The 17,191-nt window shown below is 41.9% G+C and carries 10 protein-coding genes and 5 pseudogenes; 5 read left to right on the top strand and 10 right to left on the bottom strand.

Going from position 1 to position 17,191, the window contains the following annotated elements:
* Positions 1–153: 153 nt before the first annotated feature.
* On the bottom strand, positions 154–744 hold the full coding sequence (locus A8140_RS08820) for a LysE family translocator (protein WP_005533016.1): 591 nt from the start codon (positions 742–744) through the stop codon (positions 154–156).
* A 53-nt stretch (positions 745–797) separates the two neighbouring features.
* Between A8140_RS08820 and A8140_RS08815 the strand changes: the two genes are divergently transcribed.
* On the top strand, positions 798–1,727 hold the full coding sequence (locus A8140_RS08815; RefSeq protein WP_005533018.1) for a LysR family transcriptional regulator: 930 nt from the start codon (positions 798–800) through the stop codon (positions 1,725–1,727).
* Positions 1,728–2,131: 404 nt separating this feature from the next.
* Here A8140_RS08815 and A8140_RS08810 read toward each other — a convergent pair whose 3' ends face one another.
* The 3 genes from A8140_RS08810 to A8140_RS08800 form a co-directional block, all read right to left on the bottom strand.
* Positions 2,132–3,199 (bottom strand): hypothetical protein, encoded by a 1,068-nt coding sequence (locus A8140_RS08810; protein ID WP_005533019.1) that lies wholly within the window; start codon positions 3,197–3,199, stop codon positions 2,132–2,134.
* A gap of 158 nt (positions 3,200–3,357) precedes the next feature.
* Positions 3,358–4,968: an FAD-binding protein gene (locus A8140_RS08805; protein WP_005533021.1), complete on the bottom strand. Its 1,611-nt coding sequence runs from the start codon at positions 4,966–4,968 to the stop codon at positions 3,358–3,360.
* Between the two features lie 96 nt (positions 4,969–5,064).
* A complete protein-coding gene (locus A8140_RS08800) occupies positions 5,065–6,906 on the bottom strand; it encodes a carotenoid oxygenase family protein (RefSeq protein WP_005533023.1) in 1,842 nt (613 codons plus the stop codon).
* 315 nt (positions 6,907–7,221) lie between these two features.
* Here A8140_RS08800 and A8140_RS08795 point away from each other — a divergent pair.
* Positions 7,222–7,435: pseudogene (locus A8140_RS08795) on the top strand (transposase); the annotation flags it as partial.
* 26 nt (positions 7,436–7,461) lie between these two features.
* Here A8140_RS08795 and A8140_RS25110 read toward each other — a convergent pair.
* Positions 7,462–7,616: pseudogene (locus A8140_RS25110) on the bottom strand (IS4 family transposase); the annotation flags it as partial.
* A 104-nt stretch (positions 7,617–7,720) separates the two neighbouring features.
* On the opposite strand from A8140_RS25110, the gene A8140_RS08790 reads away from it, so the two are divergent.
* Complete coding sequence (locus A8140_RS08790) at positions 7,721–8,221, top strand: GNAT family N-acetyltransferase (protein WP_005533025.1); 501 nt, start codon at positions 7,721–7,723, stop codon at positions 8,219–8,221.
* Positions 8,222–8,312: 91 nt separating this feature from the next.
* Here A8140_RS08790 and A8140_RS08785 read toward each other — a convergent pair whose 3' ends face one another.
* Positions 8,313–10,031: a S8 family peptidase gene (locus A8140_RS08785; RefSeq protein ID WP_005533026.1), complete on the bottom strand. Its 1,719-nt coding sequence runs from the start codon at positions 10,029–10,031 to the stop codon at positions 8,313–8,315.
* Between the two features lie 414 nt (positions 10,032–10,445).
* Positions 10,446–10,736, bottom strand: a pseudogene (locus A8140_RS08780) (sphingomyelin phosphodiesterase); the annotation flags it as partial.
* Here A8140_RS08780 and A8140_RS08775 point away from each other — a divergent pair.
* Positions 10,727–10,873: pseudogene (locus tag A8140_RS08775) on the top strand (glutathione S-transferase family protein); the annotation flags it as partial. The pseudogenes A8140_RS08780 and A8140_RS08775 sit on opposite strands and share 10 nt — an antisense overlap.
* A gap of 653 nt (positions 10,874–11,526) precedes the next feature.
* Here the strand turns inward: A8140_RS08775 and A8140_RS08770 are convergent.
* Positions 11,527–12,063 carry a lysozyme inhibitor LprI family protein gene (locus A8140_RS08770; RefSeq protein WP_005533032.1) on the bottom strand — a complete coding sequence of 179 codons (537 nt, stop codon included), beginning with the start codon at positions 12,061–12,063 and terminating at the stop codon, positions 11,527–11,529.
* Between the two features lie 382 nt (positions 12,064–12,445).
* Here A8140_RS08770 and A8140_RS08765 point away from each other — a divergent pair.
* Positions 12,446–12,643: pseudogene (locus tag A8140_RS08765) on the top strand (metal-dependent hydrolase); the annotation flags it as partial.
* Positions 12,644–12,704: 61 nt separating this feature from the next.
* On the opposite strand, the gene A8140_RS08760 reads toward A8140_RS08765, so the two are convergent.
* Entirely contained in the window at positions 12,705–15,305 is a 2,601-nt protein-coding gene (locus A8140_RS08760; protein WP_005533035.1) for a family 20 glycosylhydrolase, read from the bottom strand.
* Positions 15,306–16,285: 980 nt separating this feature from the next.
* On the bottom strand, positions 16,286–17,173 hold the full coding sequence (locus tag A8140_RS08755; protein ID WP_005533037.1) for a LysR family transcriptional regulator: 888 nt from the start codon (positions 17,171–17,173) through the stop codon (positions 16,286–16,288).
* Positions 17,174–17,191: the final 18 nt, after the last annotated feature.

Here is a 17,191-nt window from a genome sequence, read left to right as displayed (position 1 = left end):
TAAACCGTTTTTTGCCCCAAAGTGATTTATAAAATACTTTAATGACTCAGCTGATTAACTAAGAGGTTGATCATGATGTCTTAGAGCGCTTGTTGGTCAAGCTTCGGAGATGATGCTATAAAAAGTTGTTTAGTAATACTAATTTACTGTATATCAAATAAAGAAAAGGTAAATTGCTATCAGGCATAGCATTCCACCCATAACCTTATTAAATATGGCAATACTATTTCTTCTTTTTAAATAAACACTCATTTTCTCGCCCAAAAATGACCAGCAACCTATACCTAAATAACAAATAAGAAAATAAATACTCACGAAGGTAGCGAGGGCTTCATTGGAAGAGTGGACATTAAAAGCCGAGCAACCCGCTAAGCAAGCCATCCACGCTTTTGGATTGAGCCACTGCATAAAAATGCCTTGCGTGAAAGATGGAATATCGTTGAAATCAGCACCTTTAATTTCTTGCGGATTAACGCTAAAGATCTTTATTCCCATATAGAGGATAAACCCGCAGCCAAAGTAACTTAAATATTCTAAGGGTTGAGTGTAGTTGCTAAGTAGTGTTCCAATTCCTAAACCAATTAGAAGTAATAAAAGTGTAAACCCTATGGTTGCACCAGACACAAAAGGGATTGAACGCCAGAAGCCATAATTAAGTCCGCTTGTAAGCGCAATCAAATTCACAGGTCCTGGTGATATAGACATCGAAAAAGAAAATAAACTCATTGCAATTAGTACCGACATAGGAGTCTCCTCATAAAGATTCCATGATACGTCATTGAAGTTTGTGTCACTATATGGTTCAATTCGAATTTAAAATTCGAATAAATAGTACAGTTGGTGTGTTTAACAGTCTAAAATCAATGGCAATTTTTGCGGAAGTGGTTAAAAAAGGTTCGTTCAGAGAGGCTGCCAAATCGTTATCCTTATCTCCATCAGTTATTAGTTACCACATCACGCAGCTTGAAAAGAAGGTCGGAGCAGCGTTGGTCTATCGTTCGACTCGCAAGCTCGCTTTGAGTAATGAAGGTGAGCAGTTCTACGAATATGTAGAGCAGATGCTTCATGCAGCCAATCAAGGGTTGGAGCTGCTTTCAGGCCAAGATGAAGAACCATCAGGTGAAATTAAGCTTTCTCTGCCTACCGCTCTCAGCGGATCATATATAAACAATCTAATCGCAATGTTTGCCAATCAATTTCCTCAAATCTCGCTTAAGTTGATATTTACTGATACTCATAGCGATATTATTGAAGATGGCTTTGATTTGGTTTTGAGGGCAGGAGAGCCTTATTCGAGTAATCTAAAAGCACGTAAAATTGGCTATTTGGAAAGAGTGTTAGTATGCGCACCCTCATACTTCGAGCAGCGTGAGCCCCCCAAAAAGATAGATGAGTTATCGAAGTGGAATTGGATTAAGCTCGAACAACTTTCTAATGAGCGTACTTTTTGCTTGGGGAAGGTAAAAAAAGTAGTTAAGTATCAATATCAAATTAGCGTAAATAGCGTAGAAGCTATGCATCATTATTGTCTTCTCGGTTTAGGTTTGGCGACACTGACAAAGTCCCAAGTGTCGGAATCTATAGAGATTGGAGAGCTCATACATATCATGCCAGATTGGAAAGTTGAGCCTATCCCTCTGTATGCTCTGTGGCCAAACAACCTTACTCCTAAAAGCAAAACCAAAAAGTTAATTGATTTCTTAGCTACTAACGAGCAGAGTTTCTAGATCTAAACTAGTTTGGGTTAAATCAGACATTTTATTGAGCTTACCCGTTACACATTTTATTTTTTAGTTATCAACATCAACATCAACATCATTGTCAATAATCTAACTAAAATATGCCCGTGCTACCTGAAGTCGTATGAAGCGTTGTTCATCACGATAATAGTGAACCGACTGTATCCATGCAAATAAACGAGGCTCTAAACACCTATTCCATGGATGAAATAATTCTTACAGAAAATTAGGACAAGAGTATTTTGGTTTACATGTGTAGATACCCATGCCTTTGGTAGCGCGTCACTGAGCCGATTACATGCGTCAGACAGCTTGGAAATAGAATACTATTCCTCATCGTTGTCTTCCTTGAATTTAACTCAGTGACCTCGCTCTTAATCAAGCATCTGAGGTTACTTGGGTGCATTTGAACCCACTATATCGAGGTCATCACAAAAGAAGGGACCACTGAACTCTAATAGTGCTTGCGGCAAACTGATAGTTTCTACGAGTTGTCTATTCTCGAATAACGTTACGTTAACCTTTGCTTTCATCGATTTCATGTATTTTTGTTCCCCACCAAAAATAATGACCGATGGAAAAGCAAGAGGATAGAAGTCAGAAAGGTCTGACATAACTTCCATGACCATACTTTGGTTGAATTTATTCATTTCGACTTTCAAATAACCCGCACAGCTATCGATCTCTCTCTTTACTGAAAGGTTGCCTATAGCAGGGTAAAAAATCAGATCATATTGATCTGAAATATACCGACCCGCCCATAATTCAATCGATGAGGTGCCGATTTGAGCTCCGGTGAACATAAAATAGAGTTCATCTGAGAGTCCCATGGTATAGACCATCCCTGCACTGGATTCTTTGTCATACCAGCCTTTATCTAACTGTGCATAGCCTTGCCCAGAAAAAGACTCTTCACCGTTAAAAAAATGGTATTTAATTGGTGTCCCAACGGTATAAAGAAACCATTTACCGCCTACTCCGGGAATATCTGGAATAAAGCTAAATGGAGTTTGCCCTGGATTCCTGCCCGGCCAGTAATGTGTATGTTCACCATCCCAGCTCATTGAAAAGTTGAACTGATCAGCATTGACATTCACTGTATGGTTATTGGCGCTAATAATGCCGGGGATCTCGTAATGGAATTGCTCTACATCGTCAAACCCCTTAAGGATCAAGTCATCACTGAATATGTCGTACTTGATGGTTTTGCCATCAATCGGTGTAAAAGCGAGGTGAACATAACCTTTTGGTGTAGGTTCAGTAAAATCAGGAGCGATGTAAGTCTGTAAACTTATTTTAAAATAACCGACCTCAGGAACAGAAATATTATAGAACCATTGCTCCGCCCAAGTTTGCTCTGAACTAGGTTGGTGAGGACGAATGTCGTCAAGAGTCGTTGCTAGGCTGTTCAATGATAACAATGAGCACCACAGAAAAAGCAGGGGGGATATAATGCGCATATATAAGATTGCCTTGTTTAGTGGGTGGGTATTCAAGCGTTGAACTCCTGTCAACGCTTGAATAGATGATGATGAGTAACTACGCATCATTAGTTATTTACAAATGACTATAAAAGTGTCTGTTTGTAATTGGTTGTTTATGAGGTGCTGTTTTAATATTAACGGCAAATTCTTGCTTCAGTGAAGTGCAAGCCAGGTTGACAAGTGGTACCTGTTTGACAGTGCGAATCTTCTTGGCAATAACATTCTCCACGCAGGTTACATCCTGGCTTTAAGCTATCTACTTGTGGAATTTCTCCACTCGCTCGACGCCAGAATGGATTGCTAAACACATCATAAGGGTCGAGCTCGGCCTTCGCTTGTAAGAATTCTGACCACATAGGAAAACGTGATGGCATGTCTTCAAAAATGGCGACCGAGTTTTTGCCCCAATGTGGTCGAGCATCGTATTTACGTAGCGACATTTGCTCGATTTCAAGGTTCACAAAATAGTTTTTAGGTTCTCTGTTACCTTCTTGTCTTAATGTGTACTCGATGCCGACAAATGCGGTTTCACGACCTGCACTCATACCTAGGTAACTCTTCGAGGCTTTACCAAATCTAAAATAGATACCATTGAGCGGGAAGCAAGTTCGTGGGTGCTTAGCGACAATTTGGCGTACGTCTCGAATCCAGTTAGGTAGGCGTTCGATGTCTATTGCCACCTCTTGAAGGGCGATTGGTAATCTATCCCAAATACATTGATTGGGGTCTTTGCATTTGAAATATTGCATTTGATCAGAGTAGCCAACAGGTTCTGCAACTAGGTCACCAGATACGCTATCACGAAAGTAAGATTTAGCTCTTGCATTGTATCGTGCGGTTGCAGCCAGGCATTGTAGGCCGGAACCAGGGAACTCATGTGCGGCGTTAAATAGCAAACCAAAGAAAAACTCTTCAGTATCGCTGACATCAGCTTGAGCGTTATAGGCTTGACCTGGTGTCCCCGCTGGAACAGGGTTGTAGAGGGTAGTCGTATAGCGGCCAAGGCCTGGAAACCAAGCAATGTTCGCCGAGTAATTATTTCTTGCGATCTCAAGTACTTTATCTTCTAAGCCAGTATCATCCCGATAGCCTTTAACCTCGGCACTGACTTTAAATGCATCTTCTAGCGCTAAGGTTACTTCGACAACGACCCCTAAGACCCCTAGATTGACTCTTGCCGCATCGAGTAAATCGCCATTCAGCACTCTGACATTGCCTTGCCCATCGACGACTTTGAGTTCGGTGACGTAATCCGCCAACATATTACTTGGCTTTGTTAATGTAGAGCCATGAGTACCACTCCCGAGCATGCCACCAATAGTAAAAATAGCCAGTTCGGTCACCATATTAATCGCATAGCCTTGATGACGGAGGAAGTCATTCAGATCGTTAAATCTTAGACCTGCCTCGACGGTGATGCGTTTGGTGTTTGAATCGAAATGGAGAATTTTATTCATATTACTCAGTGTGAGCTGAACTTGATCATCACCAGCACAAGCCGCATCAATTTGGCTGGCAAATTTGCGGTTGCCAGTCATCACTTTTTTGCCTCGAACTAATGCATCTTTAACAATCCTTTGTACTTCTTCAATGTCATTGGGCTCATAAATCGCTTCAGGGTAGCAAGTATAAGTCCCCTGATAGTTCGAGAGAGAAGGGCCAACCGTTGATGATGCTTGAACAGAGGCGCTGCTTAAGCCCATAGAGAGAATAAAAGTACTCAAGGCCGTGGTTGTTACGTTCATTAAAAACTTCCTTATTTATTTTGCTGTTGTATTTATGGTGATGCTTCTAAATTGTTGTGTTTAGAGCTTACGCTGGGAAAAATTTTGAAAGTACTGTCAACCAAATCTCGGTAGAATATACTGTTCGATTACTTCTTTTACTGAGCTCCTATGGTTGCTGGCTTTAGAGCGAAAGAAATCCCCTACATTGGCGTTATAAACATCGAGGGGTCTTGGCCCTATATTGGCGACCCAGAGAGCATGATTGGTTGTGGCAAAGTTCAGTTTTGGATGGCCTAAAATTGCGAGTGGACCTTGCGCAAGATGCTGGGCATCAAAAATCCAAATTTCTTTGCCATTACCGATGGAATGGGTAGTGTTATTGCGCACGACAGCGGTAAAAATGTAACCATCATCTTGGGTGTGGCTGTTCTTTCTCGGCATAAATTGAGGTGTTCTCATAACGCAATCGGTAGGAAACTGATACGCATCCGTCAGGCGCATGGCTAAGCAATCCATATGTACTAAGGCCGAAGGCTGATCGTTCTGCGGTAAGCTATCATTCGTGTATAAACGGCCAGGATAATCTTCGTAGGCATCAGCAACACGTTGAAGTACATGATCTTTTCGGTATCCAACGGCGGCCCAATAAATATGTTCAAATTGTTCAGGGAATTGAAAATGTCCTCGATACGCTGGGTCATTCATATCCCAGAACAATTGATCGTCGCGAATTAAACGAAAATCACTGGTGATCTCTCTGACTGTGAGAGGTTGGACGTCGATTCTTGCTCTGACCAACCCACCAACGTCAATGGGGGCTGCTGGGTAACCCGCTAATTGATTGGGGACTCTTCCACCGAAGGTACGTTTATCTCTCGAATATTGAGGTTCAGATTTGTCCATCGCTCCGAGATATTGACCATAAAGGGTGATTTCACTGTCTGAGTCATCGTAATTGCACATGATGTCAGACGTGTCGAAGTCCAATTCGAGGTAATCGGCAATGACAAACTCTTGTCCTAGCTGTAAATCGGCTTTACGAATGATCCAAACTGGGGTTCGGTGTTGCTGCGGCTGAACGGAGCGAATTCCCATCATTCGAAGTGGTTCGACTTGAGCTGCAGTTTCAAATACTAGTACATGGTGACGTGTTACTCCGAGTGAGTGTGCTGTTGCAGCAATGAAGGCTGGGTGACCATCACGGCCAAAAATACGCCATCTTTGTAGTGGGTGGTATTTGTCCCATTTAATTAAATGAATAAAGCCGTTTTTTGTTCCCGTATTCGCGACATTGCCACCGTAATTAATCGTGAAGCATTCGTCAGATTCAAGGTCAAAATATGGGTGACCTGTGGTTCTAATTTGTGGGAAAAGCCACTTATCGGGTATAAAACTATCCATCCAAGGGGGAAGGCTACTTTGCCACTCGTTATAGTGCCCAATTGGGGTAATAAGATCTAAGCTTAAGGCGTCAAATTCATAGGGAGCTCCGCCTTCGTGGCTGAGCGCGAAACGGTTATTGCCTAAGTAATTTGGTGCTGTATTACAGTAGTTAACAAAGCCCATAGAGGGGCTGTAATAGGCCAATCCACCCAGTAATCTGAATTTATCGAATCCCCAGTCAATGTGCTGCTGCATGATTGCAGAGGGGGTATCAATCATTTTACGTAGAAATGTCACTTTCTCAGGTGAGAAATCAATTCGAGTTAAAGCGCCACGTCCACTTGGGCTTAAATGGCCTGGCTCCAGAGGGATACCCTCAGCAAAAAATACGTGACCATGAATATCATTTGGTACCTGCCCATAAATCAGGTGTAGTTCTCCAGAGGCTGGCTCTAAACTTCCCTGCATAATGGATGTGGGAAATACACTACGGCCTGTGTTGGGGTTTGCTAGTAATTGATGAGGGAATAAGCTCGCCCCTGTCATGCCTTTAAGGAATGTTCGTCTCTTCATGTTTTTATGATTTTTTATTAACTATGATTCTAAAATAGAAGAGTTTTATATTGTGAAATGATTGATTTTTAAAACTATGAATTGAAGCAGATAAAAATTGCAAACATTTAAACTAATTACAATGCATTTCATCAATAGTGTTGGGGTGGGGTGGGGTGAAGAGATATTATTGATGCACATATGGCTTTGTTCCATAATTTGATGGCACTAAAAAAAGTCGATACGATCTGATCTGTTACATCTTCCAATCGTTGTAGCCTCATGTTTAAACAAAGTTACAAAACAACTAACTGAAAGCAGCATAATAAAGACTTAATCAACCGTGGTTCTCTGACCTTTTGGATTGATGAGGGAGCGATAGCTGAGTGGAAGCAAAACAAACAAGGTAAACGTAGAAGACCTCGCCGATTCAGCGACTTAGCCATTACTACTGCACTGATGTTGAAACGTGTTTTCTTTATGCGATTGCGAGCGCTGCAAGGTTTTTCTAGACTCAGTATTTAAGCTGGCTCACATCCCATTGAATTGTCGCTGTAAATCCGCAATTGAAGTTCAGTTTCCTTTGCTTAACGCGGCCACTAAGCTAATGATTAGCTGCTCGGGTAATATCACTCGACACCGTTTCATCAGGCCTGTACTCTCGCCATTTTTTGAAGGGTGACAGGATTAAAGAATTGCTTAAATTGCTTCTGTAAGGAGATAATCGTCATCGGCTTCACTATTGATTTAGGTAGTTTGTTTGGCGACGATTATCTGATCATAAATGAAGCTTTTTTCTTTCTAAATAAACAAGTTAGCTCTTAATATCCTGTCTATGATTGGCCTATTAGAAGAGCATTTAGCAGATATGTATGAGACGTCGCCACCAGAAAGCGTGCATGCACTCGATCTTGATGCTTTGAAATCACCAGAGATTGCTTTTTTCAGTGCATGGAAAGACAGTCAATTATTGGGTTGTGTTGCTATTAAGGAATTGGATGCCCAACACGCAGAGCTTAAGTCGATGTGGACTTCTCAGTTTGCTCGCAATACAGGAGTGGCGAGCAAACTCTTGCAGCACGTTCTCGACACGGCCTCTAACCGCAAATATCAAAAAATCAGCTTGGAAACAGGTTCTGAGGAATACTTCAAGCCTGCGCGCAATTTGTATGAAAAGTTTGGCTTTGGATACTATGGCCGAGTATCGAATTACGCTGGACGCAGTCTAGTTGAAACACAAGGTGAAAGAGATTCTCAATCACGTTCGTTCCTCACTGTTGGCAATGACGAGTACTACACTCGTGCTATTTTCTCTCGTCATTGCAGAATCGAGTGAGGAGGTATCTGGAATCTCTTTTGCTGCAATAAAAAAGAAAAAGGTTGCTCTGGGCAACCTTTTTCTTCGCTAATCAATGAATAGGAAAGCGTTAGCGCGTTTCCAACTCTGTGAATATCGCCTCAGCGTCAATCACGCTTCCGGAAATCGATAGGGTGTTGAAAGGCACTAAATCTGTTGGGCTAGAAGGCTTTTTAACAAGCAATTCTGGATAGATTTTTGATTCGTTCATTAATAGCGATTTCAACTCTTTTACTGATAGGTCTGGGTAACGAGACCATACTAATGCCGCGACACCCGAAACTACAGGTGCTGCCATGCTAGTTCCACTTTTCGAACCGTAAGTGTTACCTGGTGTTGTTGATAAGATACGATATCCAGGAGCAAATACATCGACTGATTCTTGACCGAAGTTACTGAAGCTTGCGACTAAGCTTTGATCTGCGTATTTTGCAGATGCACCCACATCTAACCATGTTGAGATAGGCTTTGAACGGTAGTGCTTAGCGTAGCGGTTGGGAAAGCTTGGTTTGATGTCGTTGTCGTTACGGCTATTACCCGCAGAGTGAACAATCAATACACCTTTACGAGCGGCATAGCGGAATGCATGGTCAACAATGTACTTGCGAGGTGAGTAGCTTTTTCCGAAACTCATGTTAATGATCTTTGCGCCATTATCGACAGCGTAACGAACAGCGTTTGCAATGTCTTTGTCTCGCTCATCTCCATTTGGCACCATGCGTACTGCCATAATTTGAGCATGGTCTGCAACACCATCGATACCAATAAAGTTGCCGCGTTCAGCAGCGATGATACCAGCTACGTGGGTGCCGTGAGAGCCCACAGGCCCCTTAACATCGTTGTTACCGTAACCTTTTTCCCAAGGGTTATTGATGTCATCTAGGACAATGTCGCGACGAGTATCGAGCTCAAGATTTAAATGGAAGTCTAAAGAGTCTTGATAGCGGCTACGACGAGACTCCAAGTATTCAAATGAGTACCAAGATTCAAATAGGCTGAGTAGGCCTTGCGCCGCTGTAACAACGCTAGCGTTTTCGTTATCTAAAAGCGTTTTTAAACCATTAGTCGAAAAGTCTTTCTGATCAACGTATTGAAGAATCACTTGTTTGTATTCGTTGGCTTGGTCAATCGCGGTAGTGACACGATTTAACGCATCTTGGTCGCCTTTTAAAGAGGAGAGATAGTCTGACTCAACGCCTTCATAGTACTTACGCTTTTTGCGTGGAATCCAATGCCCATTTTCTATAAGCTTCAGGTACTTATTGTATTCTCGTGTGACCTCTAATGTATCTTGATCAACGTTGATCCCTAATGAGTTTCCGAGAAAGTTCCATCCGTGAATATCATCGATGTAACCATTGCCATCATCATCGATACCGTTATCTGGGATCTCGCCTTTGTTCGTCCAAAGCTTGTTTTTAAGGTCTTCATGTTCCACATCAACGCCCGAATCAAGAACAGCTACGATCACTGGCTCTGGCTTTAGTGGTGGCAAAAGGTAGTCATATACCACGTCAGAACCTACGCCTTGAAGCCTTGTGTAGCTCGCAGATAGATTGAACCAATCGCCGCGCTGTGAATCAGCAGAGCTCATCATTCTCATCGAGAAGAAGGATGGTTGGATGGGATCTTCAGAGTAGTCCTCAACAATCGTACCTTTTACATCTTGTATGAAAGGTGAATTTACAAGCTGTGGTGTAACGCCATCTTCTTTAACCGTTGAAGCGGTGGCGTGTGCGGAAGCAATAATAGCTAAAGCGAGAGTAGTAAGTCTGTATCCGTGTTTCATCTGTGTAGCATCCTTATAATTATGCGGTCAAAACTGTTTTTAAACGCAATGCTAAACGCGTTTTGCAAGTTTTGTGAGCGGGAAATGCCCGTTCAAAAAGCAGCTCAAAGGTAATATGCAATTAGACTGCTATCATTCACTTGGTCAATGAAATGGTATTGAGATCTCACTGTGAGCGATTTTTAAGCTTTAAAGTTTGAGCTGAATTCTATTAACATATTCAATATTTATAAAGTACAAACTGGAGGGTAAACTTTTAAAAATCAATTGATTAATTTGTTGTTTTTCAGGCGGGAAGGTTTTCATTTAGCCCGTGGAAAGGAGGGGATAAGGAGCTCGATCTTTACATTGAAGGTACAGAACGAGCATCCCAAGTGTGTTTTGTTGGCTCAATCCTATGGCCGTATTAGAGCGTTACTCATTTGGACTAAATACAAAGTGAGCATCATTAGCAAAATGGTCGGATAAGTGCCAACTTCCCCAAGTCTCCGAGTTTAGCCTTTGGTTGTGCTTGACCGTATTTGTGTTACTAACAGCTCGTCTATGCACTCTACTTACAAAAACGTAATCCAGATACTCTACATCAGCACCACCTGAATACTTGTAAGCAGCGTACGGATTAATCGTCGTATCAAAAGTTGCACGGGTATAGCCCTTGAACTCGGGAGGATCAACATCTAAATTAGCAAGCATCAAAAGGTATTCCTAAAATGCAAGCATGGCAGAGCGCGTTGATTAAGTCGGGCTTAACAGACAAAACGGTACCTCAATACTTTTTGGAGAAGTTTAGTGGTTTCTATTTAACGAATACCTATTTGGCAAGCCTCTCTGAAGCTCGTTAATATTGCATTTAGTATTTTAAATATATTTTAATGGCACTTTCTTCCGAATGACTTGAAAAGAGAAAAATAAAGCTCACTCTATTAATAAATAGCGTGGGCTTTTTGTTTTCCAGGAAGTGGTAAGTTAACAAATAGCTAGCATATATATACCACTTCAAATGATGGTTTTTACTATAAGTATATGATTTATATTTATTTTATAGCTATGAATGTAATGCTGATATTGTAACGCTTACTTGTCTTTTGTCTTTTGTCTTTTGTCTTTTGTCTTTTGCTCGATTTTGTCCAAAAACTTCCCAAATAAGTTGGACATCGGACGTGCTATCCAACTTACAGGTGATTCTACAAAGGCCACCTCTCTTCTAGAACTTCAGCGATTATATATAAGCATTAGGTACGGCTTAGCCAGCATAAGCCCCAAATTTTGAGTAAATCAGGGTCTCTGTGCAGATAAATTGTGTTTGACGGCAGAGTGGACTTACCAGGGAGTTATCCAAAAGGGACGCAGTCATCGCAAGGGAGTGGATAGAGGTTTTATGAGCTGCATGTCCCTTTTAAGACTCCGCTACCATCGTTTTTAAATGAACCCGTCCCCGAAATCGTTAAGGAATAGCAATCAATGCTTTCTGAAACAGAGATTTTACCGATTATTTTTATTCGCAAAAGGTCTTCTTTGGGCGGAGCTTATCACAAATAATACCACCCCATTGGTACGCGGTTTTTCCAGAGACTGAGACCTTAAACCAAGGATAGCCATTCCAATAATTGGACGTTTCTTGCAAGATAGCAATTGGCTGCCTCTCATAAGTTGAGCCAACTTGGTCGGACTCTAAATTGGGTAATTGGCGAAGAACTCCTCCCCATGAAAAAACAACTGACTCCCTCGTCTTCAAAATGCTAAGTCTCTCTAAGCTCTCAGTCTTCAGGCAGTCAAAGCTGTACTCGCACTCGTTTCTATTTTGAACCCACACTCTCTGAGCCTGACGCAAAGACTGTTTGTCATTCTTCGAGCTAGCCTCGCTAAGAGCATTTCTATACTGTTTAGCAATTAAAAGGTCTAAGTTGGCGAGTTCTTGGCTACCACAAATAACTTGTTCCGCGATCTGGCTGACTTGTTTGCAGTTGTAACTTGGTGCCGCGAAGGTAAGTGCAGGGAGCAAAGCTAACGCGGATGCAAAATAATTGTACATGAGCACCTCAGTAATGATAATAAAAATTTCTAGCGTACGTTATCGTCACAAACAATAACATCTCTTTTTAGGCAGAGTGGGGGTATGAGTGTTTTAAAATAAAACTGCGCTCGATTTGACGAGCAAATTTAGCTGTGGATTTATCTTAAATGCTGATGGTATAGCGACTAACCAAAAAATGTTGGATGAGCAACACTTAGAGGTTAAAGGCTACTTCGTCAAGATTTCTACATATTGGCATAAGGAGTGGAGTTTAGTGTTTCAAGCAAGATGTTTTGATGCAGTCGCTACAGCAAAATACTTTTTGGTAGGTTGAGACTTATTGCTCTTTTAAGTCTCGCTTGCGTACAACCATGCTTTTACTATCGAATTGGGTGAGGGGAGTGACAGACAATTGCACTTATTTGGTGGGCGGTTTAGAACCGGTGACACAGTGGAATACGTAATCTTTGCTGGCCTTTCTCATATTACAGGCGGACCAAGCTTTGCACCTTTCTTTTACGATTGGGCTGGCATGTATGAGCAAGTTTTAATTGATGCCTTAGAATGGAAGACTAACCAATTCAAAAAGCTCCACTAGTCAATTGAGGTGGCTAACAGGGTGCAAGGACTTGGAGCACCCCGCTAGCCAATTCTTGTTATTACTTAGCTAGAACTTCAACCGCACGACCTGTACGACCGTTTGTCGATACTGAACGAACGAGCGCCTTAGTACTCACTTGGGGCTTCTTAGTATCGTCGTACTTATGCCACGTTTTGCCATCCAATGAATATTGGATGGCAACACCGTGGAACTCTGTCACAACATCAAGGATATTGTTTTTGATAACAGCACCAAGAACTGGCAGACGGTAAGTAATGCCTGCTTTATCTAGCTTAGGCATTTCTTTGTAGCCTAGGATGTTAGAGAAGTGAGCCCAGTCAGCGTCACGAGCAGCAATGTTGTCGTTCAGGTGAGTAGTACCTTCATGCCCGTCAACATTTGAAGTGTATGTAATCCCTTCTTTATGCTCTTCTTCCCAAGAGGCTTTATGCCAACCACGCTCAGCAACGGCAATCATACGAGGCAGAACCATGTACTCAACTTGAGCATCTGTACGTATTGTTTCAGACCAGAGAGCGCCTTGAACACCGAGGAAATCATGAGTCTTCTCACCTGTTGTTGCTGAGATTTTCGCACCCATACGGTCAGTCATCCACTCAACGTTAGCAGGCACGTTTTCAGGCATGAATGAGAACACTTTCTTAGTGTCGTTGAAACGAGTCGCCCAGTAGTAACCGCGCTCTTCTGGGTCATTCTCGTAGGGCATATCGAAGTAGTATGCATCCGGCGGAGTTACCACAACATCGTAGCCTTTGTTAGAGAAGCTGTTGTATTGGTCAACACCACCCCAGAACATTGTACCCCACACCCAAGCTTTAGGTGGATTGCCCGCTAGACTAGATGCATCAAGTGCCTTATGAGATAAGCCATCGTTCCATGCACCAAGAGTCAAACCTTTAGCATCTAGGATGTGGCTGATACGGTTGATGAAGTAACCGTTAATGTCTTTAGCATTCTTAACGCCACTTTCAGGAGCTACGAACATCTTACGACATTCAGGAGAATCACCCCATGCGCCTGCTGTCTCATCAGCACCGATGTGGTAATCAGTTAGAGGCTGACCACCTTCCTTGTGTAGCTTATTGATTTCATCAATTACTTTGTCCATGAAGACAAAGCTTGATTCCATACATGGATTAATCGTGTTGTCTTGGTAGTGCTGAATTGAGTAATACTGAGTTGTGTCGTTAGGATCAGAAAGTAGGTACATTTCTGCTTTAACAACATCACCTTCTGCCATGAACTTACGGTAACGAGCTTCCATTGACTTCACTGCCGCCAGACTGTGTCCCGGCATATCCATTGAAGGGATTACTTGGATGTTACGAGCGCTAGCGTAAGCTAGAATCTCTTTGTAGTCTTCACGAGTGTAATAGCCAGAACCGTTATTTGGTAGTTCAGCACCCGAGCCTAACTGAGGCATCATACACTTGTTTTGTTCTACGTCATGGCAACGGTGAGCACCAACTTGTGTTAGTTCTGGAAGACCGTTAATTTCCAAACGCCAACCTTCATCATCTGCTAGATGGAAGTGGAATTTGTTCATCTTGTACGCTGCCATTTGGTCTAGGAAGCGGAATACGAGCTCTTTAGAGTGGAAGTTACGAGAAACATCCATATGCATGCCACGGTAATCTAGGCGAGGTTCATCATTGATAGACACCTGATTAATCGTGTCCTTACCAACAGTTACCAGACCTGCTAGAGACTGAACACCGTAAAACGCACCTGCTTTGTCAACACCGACAATTCGAATACCACTGCTAGTTACATCCAGAGTGTAAGCACCTGACTTCTTGGAAGAATCCGCTTTAATGGTTACATTAACTGGAACGCCTGTGCCCGTATTTACACCCAAAGTTTCGAAGCGAAAGTTCAGCGCTTCAACTTGGTCAGCAGGCAGAGCATCGCTAACGATGTTGATACCTTGTGCAATATTTAGAAAACCTTCGTAAACAGACGTCTCTAGCGGAGTTGGCAGGATGTGCGCAGATACAGCATCAGCACCCAGGTCTTTCACTTTAGAGTATTGCTCGTAACGAGTTGTTGCTGTAGCTGCTGGCAATAAGTCATTCGCAGTACGCTTAAGTTGATTTGGAGTATGTTTAATACCCGTCGTGAAGCCTGATACTTCTTCAGTAATGTGGACAGCGTCAATAGGTACCGTGTTTAGAATGTTCCGACCTTCCAAGTCTTCGCTTGCAACATAGTAATTAGGCATGAAGTCAGAGTTAGACACAATCCAGTTCATGAAATCAACTTGGAAGGATTTGGTTTTGCCGCCCTTCAAGCCTTTGAATTTTTCAGTTGTTGTGATTTTGTGCAAATCGCCGTTGATGTGCTCAACTTTAAACTCTTCGCTCTTGGAACCAAGGGTACGGTGAATGCTTGAAAAATAAATCTCCACATTCTCGTTAAGCGATTTGCTACCTGTGTTTTCTAGGTTGATTTCAACACGGTAGCAGGCGCCCCAAGGCGCTTCCGGCGGACAGTCCTTAGGCTTGTTAGCAACTAGGCTAGTCGTTAGTTTTAAATTCTTAGCAGCATAGTCAACATCTTTTTGGTCGATATCGCTAGCCATAACACTCGTAGACGCTAGTGCAATTGCGCTTGCCAATAGAGACAGTTTCATACCCATTATATTTATTAACCTTATTGGATTGGAATTAGGTCTCATTCTTAAGTGAGACCTTGAGAATTAGAAGCTTAGTGGTATCGTGAACGATAGCTTGAAGTCACGCTGAGACATAAACATGTTGGGGTTACCCCAGAACTTAACTTGTCAGAGTGGTTGCAATCCGATCGACTATTCATTTTTTACATGAGTATTTCTAATTGTGATGGTTAACTGACAGGAACTAATTTTCCAAAGCAGGCCACACTACCACTTGCGGTCAACATTAATTTGCACTGCAAATAAATGCAATTAACATTTATTTTTCTAGTTGAAAAATAGGAGGTATTTCAAAAATAAAACCCACTACTCAAGCAAAAAACGTTAAGAGCGGTAGCGGTTTACGGCCGAAATCAAAAGATCGTCAGCTAATCAAATCGTCGATTTAGACTAATTAAAGGTGTAAGCAATAAATACATGCATTGGCTTGGCGATTCACCAAGCCTTTTTATGAGGGATGTACTCACTTTATTCATGTAAAGAAACAAGCTATGCTGCCATTGTCAGACTTGGTTTTGTCGCAAAACTTCCCATCAGTTGGATAAAAGGCTACTACTAACTTACTAGTGATTCTGCAAAATACTATTCCTCTTCTAAAACCTTATCGATCGCTGTATCTAACTAGTCTTGTATTTCTTTTGATAAACGTCCGAACTTATCAGAGAAGTTACGCCTTTTGACGAGTTTGTAGGCAAATATGCCTTTTCTATCTAATTGGACAAGAATCATCTAGCACGTCAACCTAAGATTTAGGGATTTATATATGTTTGGTCATTTTGGGATGTTGACTTCGAAAAGTTGGGTCCAAAAAGCGCCCAAACGTTAACTCCTATTCCTATCACTTAAGGTATTTGGAGCAGACTGGATAACGAGTTGACTTACACGAATGGAGCTTGGTTTGGGCCGCTCTTTTCGTTTTGGAAGATATCTACTTGGATAGAGGCTTAACTGATAGATTTTGAGTTTAATAAAAAGTTAATCAGTATACGCATTCGTTTTGGCAAGTTTTCTCGACTGGGATAAAGTAAATAACAAGAGAGTTGCTGAGCCTTCCAGTCGGGAAGTACTTGAACCAATTCACCTGAGTCGATATAGCTGCGGCTAATGTTGTTAATCAGTAGCCCAATCCCCATTCCTGATAAGATTAAGTCCCTTGAAAAAATGGGAGAGTTGGTATGTATAGGGTTGATCGGCGTGAAACGTCGCTTCTCAGTGCTGTTTTGTAGCCAGATATCCCCATTTTCACTCACTCGCTTGAGCAGAACCCAACGTTGTTCAAGCAAATTCTCATCACTGATAGGCTCAGAGAGTGACTGCAAGTATTGCGGAGCTGCATAGACCTCTAATTCATCATCAAAGACTTTTCTTGCCACAAAACCATATTCACTCATTGCAGAGACTCTTACTGCCAAATCTACCTGATTTTTTATTAAGTCCACTTTGTCATCAGTAATGAGAAAATCAAACTCAATATTGGGGTATTGCTCAGAGAATGTCTTGATTCGGGGTAACAACCAGTTATGTGCAATATCATAAGTGGCTGTCAGGCAGATTTTTCCGACCATTTCATCTTTGGACAGAACACGTTCAGTCATTAATAACGAATCTAATACCGATTGAGCTAAAGGTAATATCTTCTCACCATCGGGCGTTAAGTTCATCATACGTGTAGAGCGTTGTAATACTCTGACTTTTAGTAGTGTTTCTAACTTCTTGATTTGCTCACTCACCGCAGGTCTACTCAAACCAAGCAACGCAGCGGCTTTATTAAAGCTACCGGTTTGTACAACGGCTGCAAATACCGCCATGGCTTTCAATCTTTGTAACTGCATGATCTATTATTCCGTTTT

The sequence above is a fragment of the Vibrio campbellii CAIM 519 = NBRC 15631 = ATCC 25920 genome, assembly GCF_002163755.1.
In the GTDB taxonomy this organism is placed as follows: domain Bacteria; phylum Pseudomonadota; class Gammaproteobacteria; order Enterobacterales; family Vibrionaceae; genus Vibrio; species Vibrio campbellii.
This window is presented reverse-complemented; position numbering and strand designations above follow the sequence as displayed.

Coding starts and splice junctions, on each gene's coding strand:
- A8140_RS08790 (WP_005533025.1), top strand. CDS start 7,721: ATGATTGGCCTATTAGAAGAGCATTTAGCAGATATGTATGAGACGTCG.
- A8140_RS08805 (WP_005533021.1), bottom strand. CDS start 4,968: ATGAACGTAACAACCACGGCCTTGAGTACTTTTATTCTCTCTATGGGC.
- A8140_RS08800 (WP_005533023.1), bottom strand. CDS start 6,906: ATGAAGAGACGAACATTCCTTAAAGGCATGACAGGGGCGAGCTTATTC.
- A8140_RS08785 (WP_005533026.1), bottom strand. CDS start 10,031: ATGAAACACGGATACAGACTTACTACTCTCGCTTTAGCTATTATTGCT.
- A8140_RS08820 (WP_005533016.1), bottom strand. CDS start 744: ATGTCGGTACTAATTGCAATGAGTTTATTTTCTTTTTCGATGTCTATA.
- A8140_RS08815 (WP_005533018.1), top strand. CDS start 798: ATGGTTCAATTCGAATTTAAAATTCGAATAAATAGTACAGTTGGTGTG.
- A8140_RS08760 (WP_005533035.1), bottom strand. CDS start 15,305: ATGGGTATGAAACTGTCTCTATTGGCAAGCGCAATTGCACTAGCGTCT.
- A8140_RS08770 (WP_005533032.1), bottom strand. CDS start 12,063: ATGTACAATTATTTTGCATCCGCGTTAGCTTTGCTCCCTGCACTTACC.
- A8140_RS08810 (WP_005533019.1), bottom strand. CDS start 3,199: ATGCGCATTATATCCCCCCTGCTTTTTCTGTGGTGCTCATTGTTATCA.
- A8140_RS08755 (WP_005533037.1), bottom strand. CDS start 17,173: ATGCAGTTACAAAGATTGAAAGCCATGGCGGTATTTGCAGCCGTTGTA.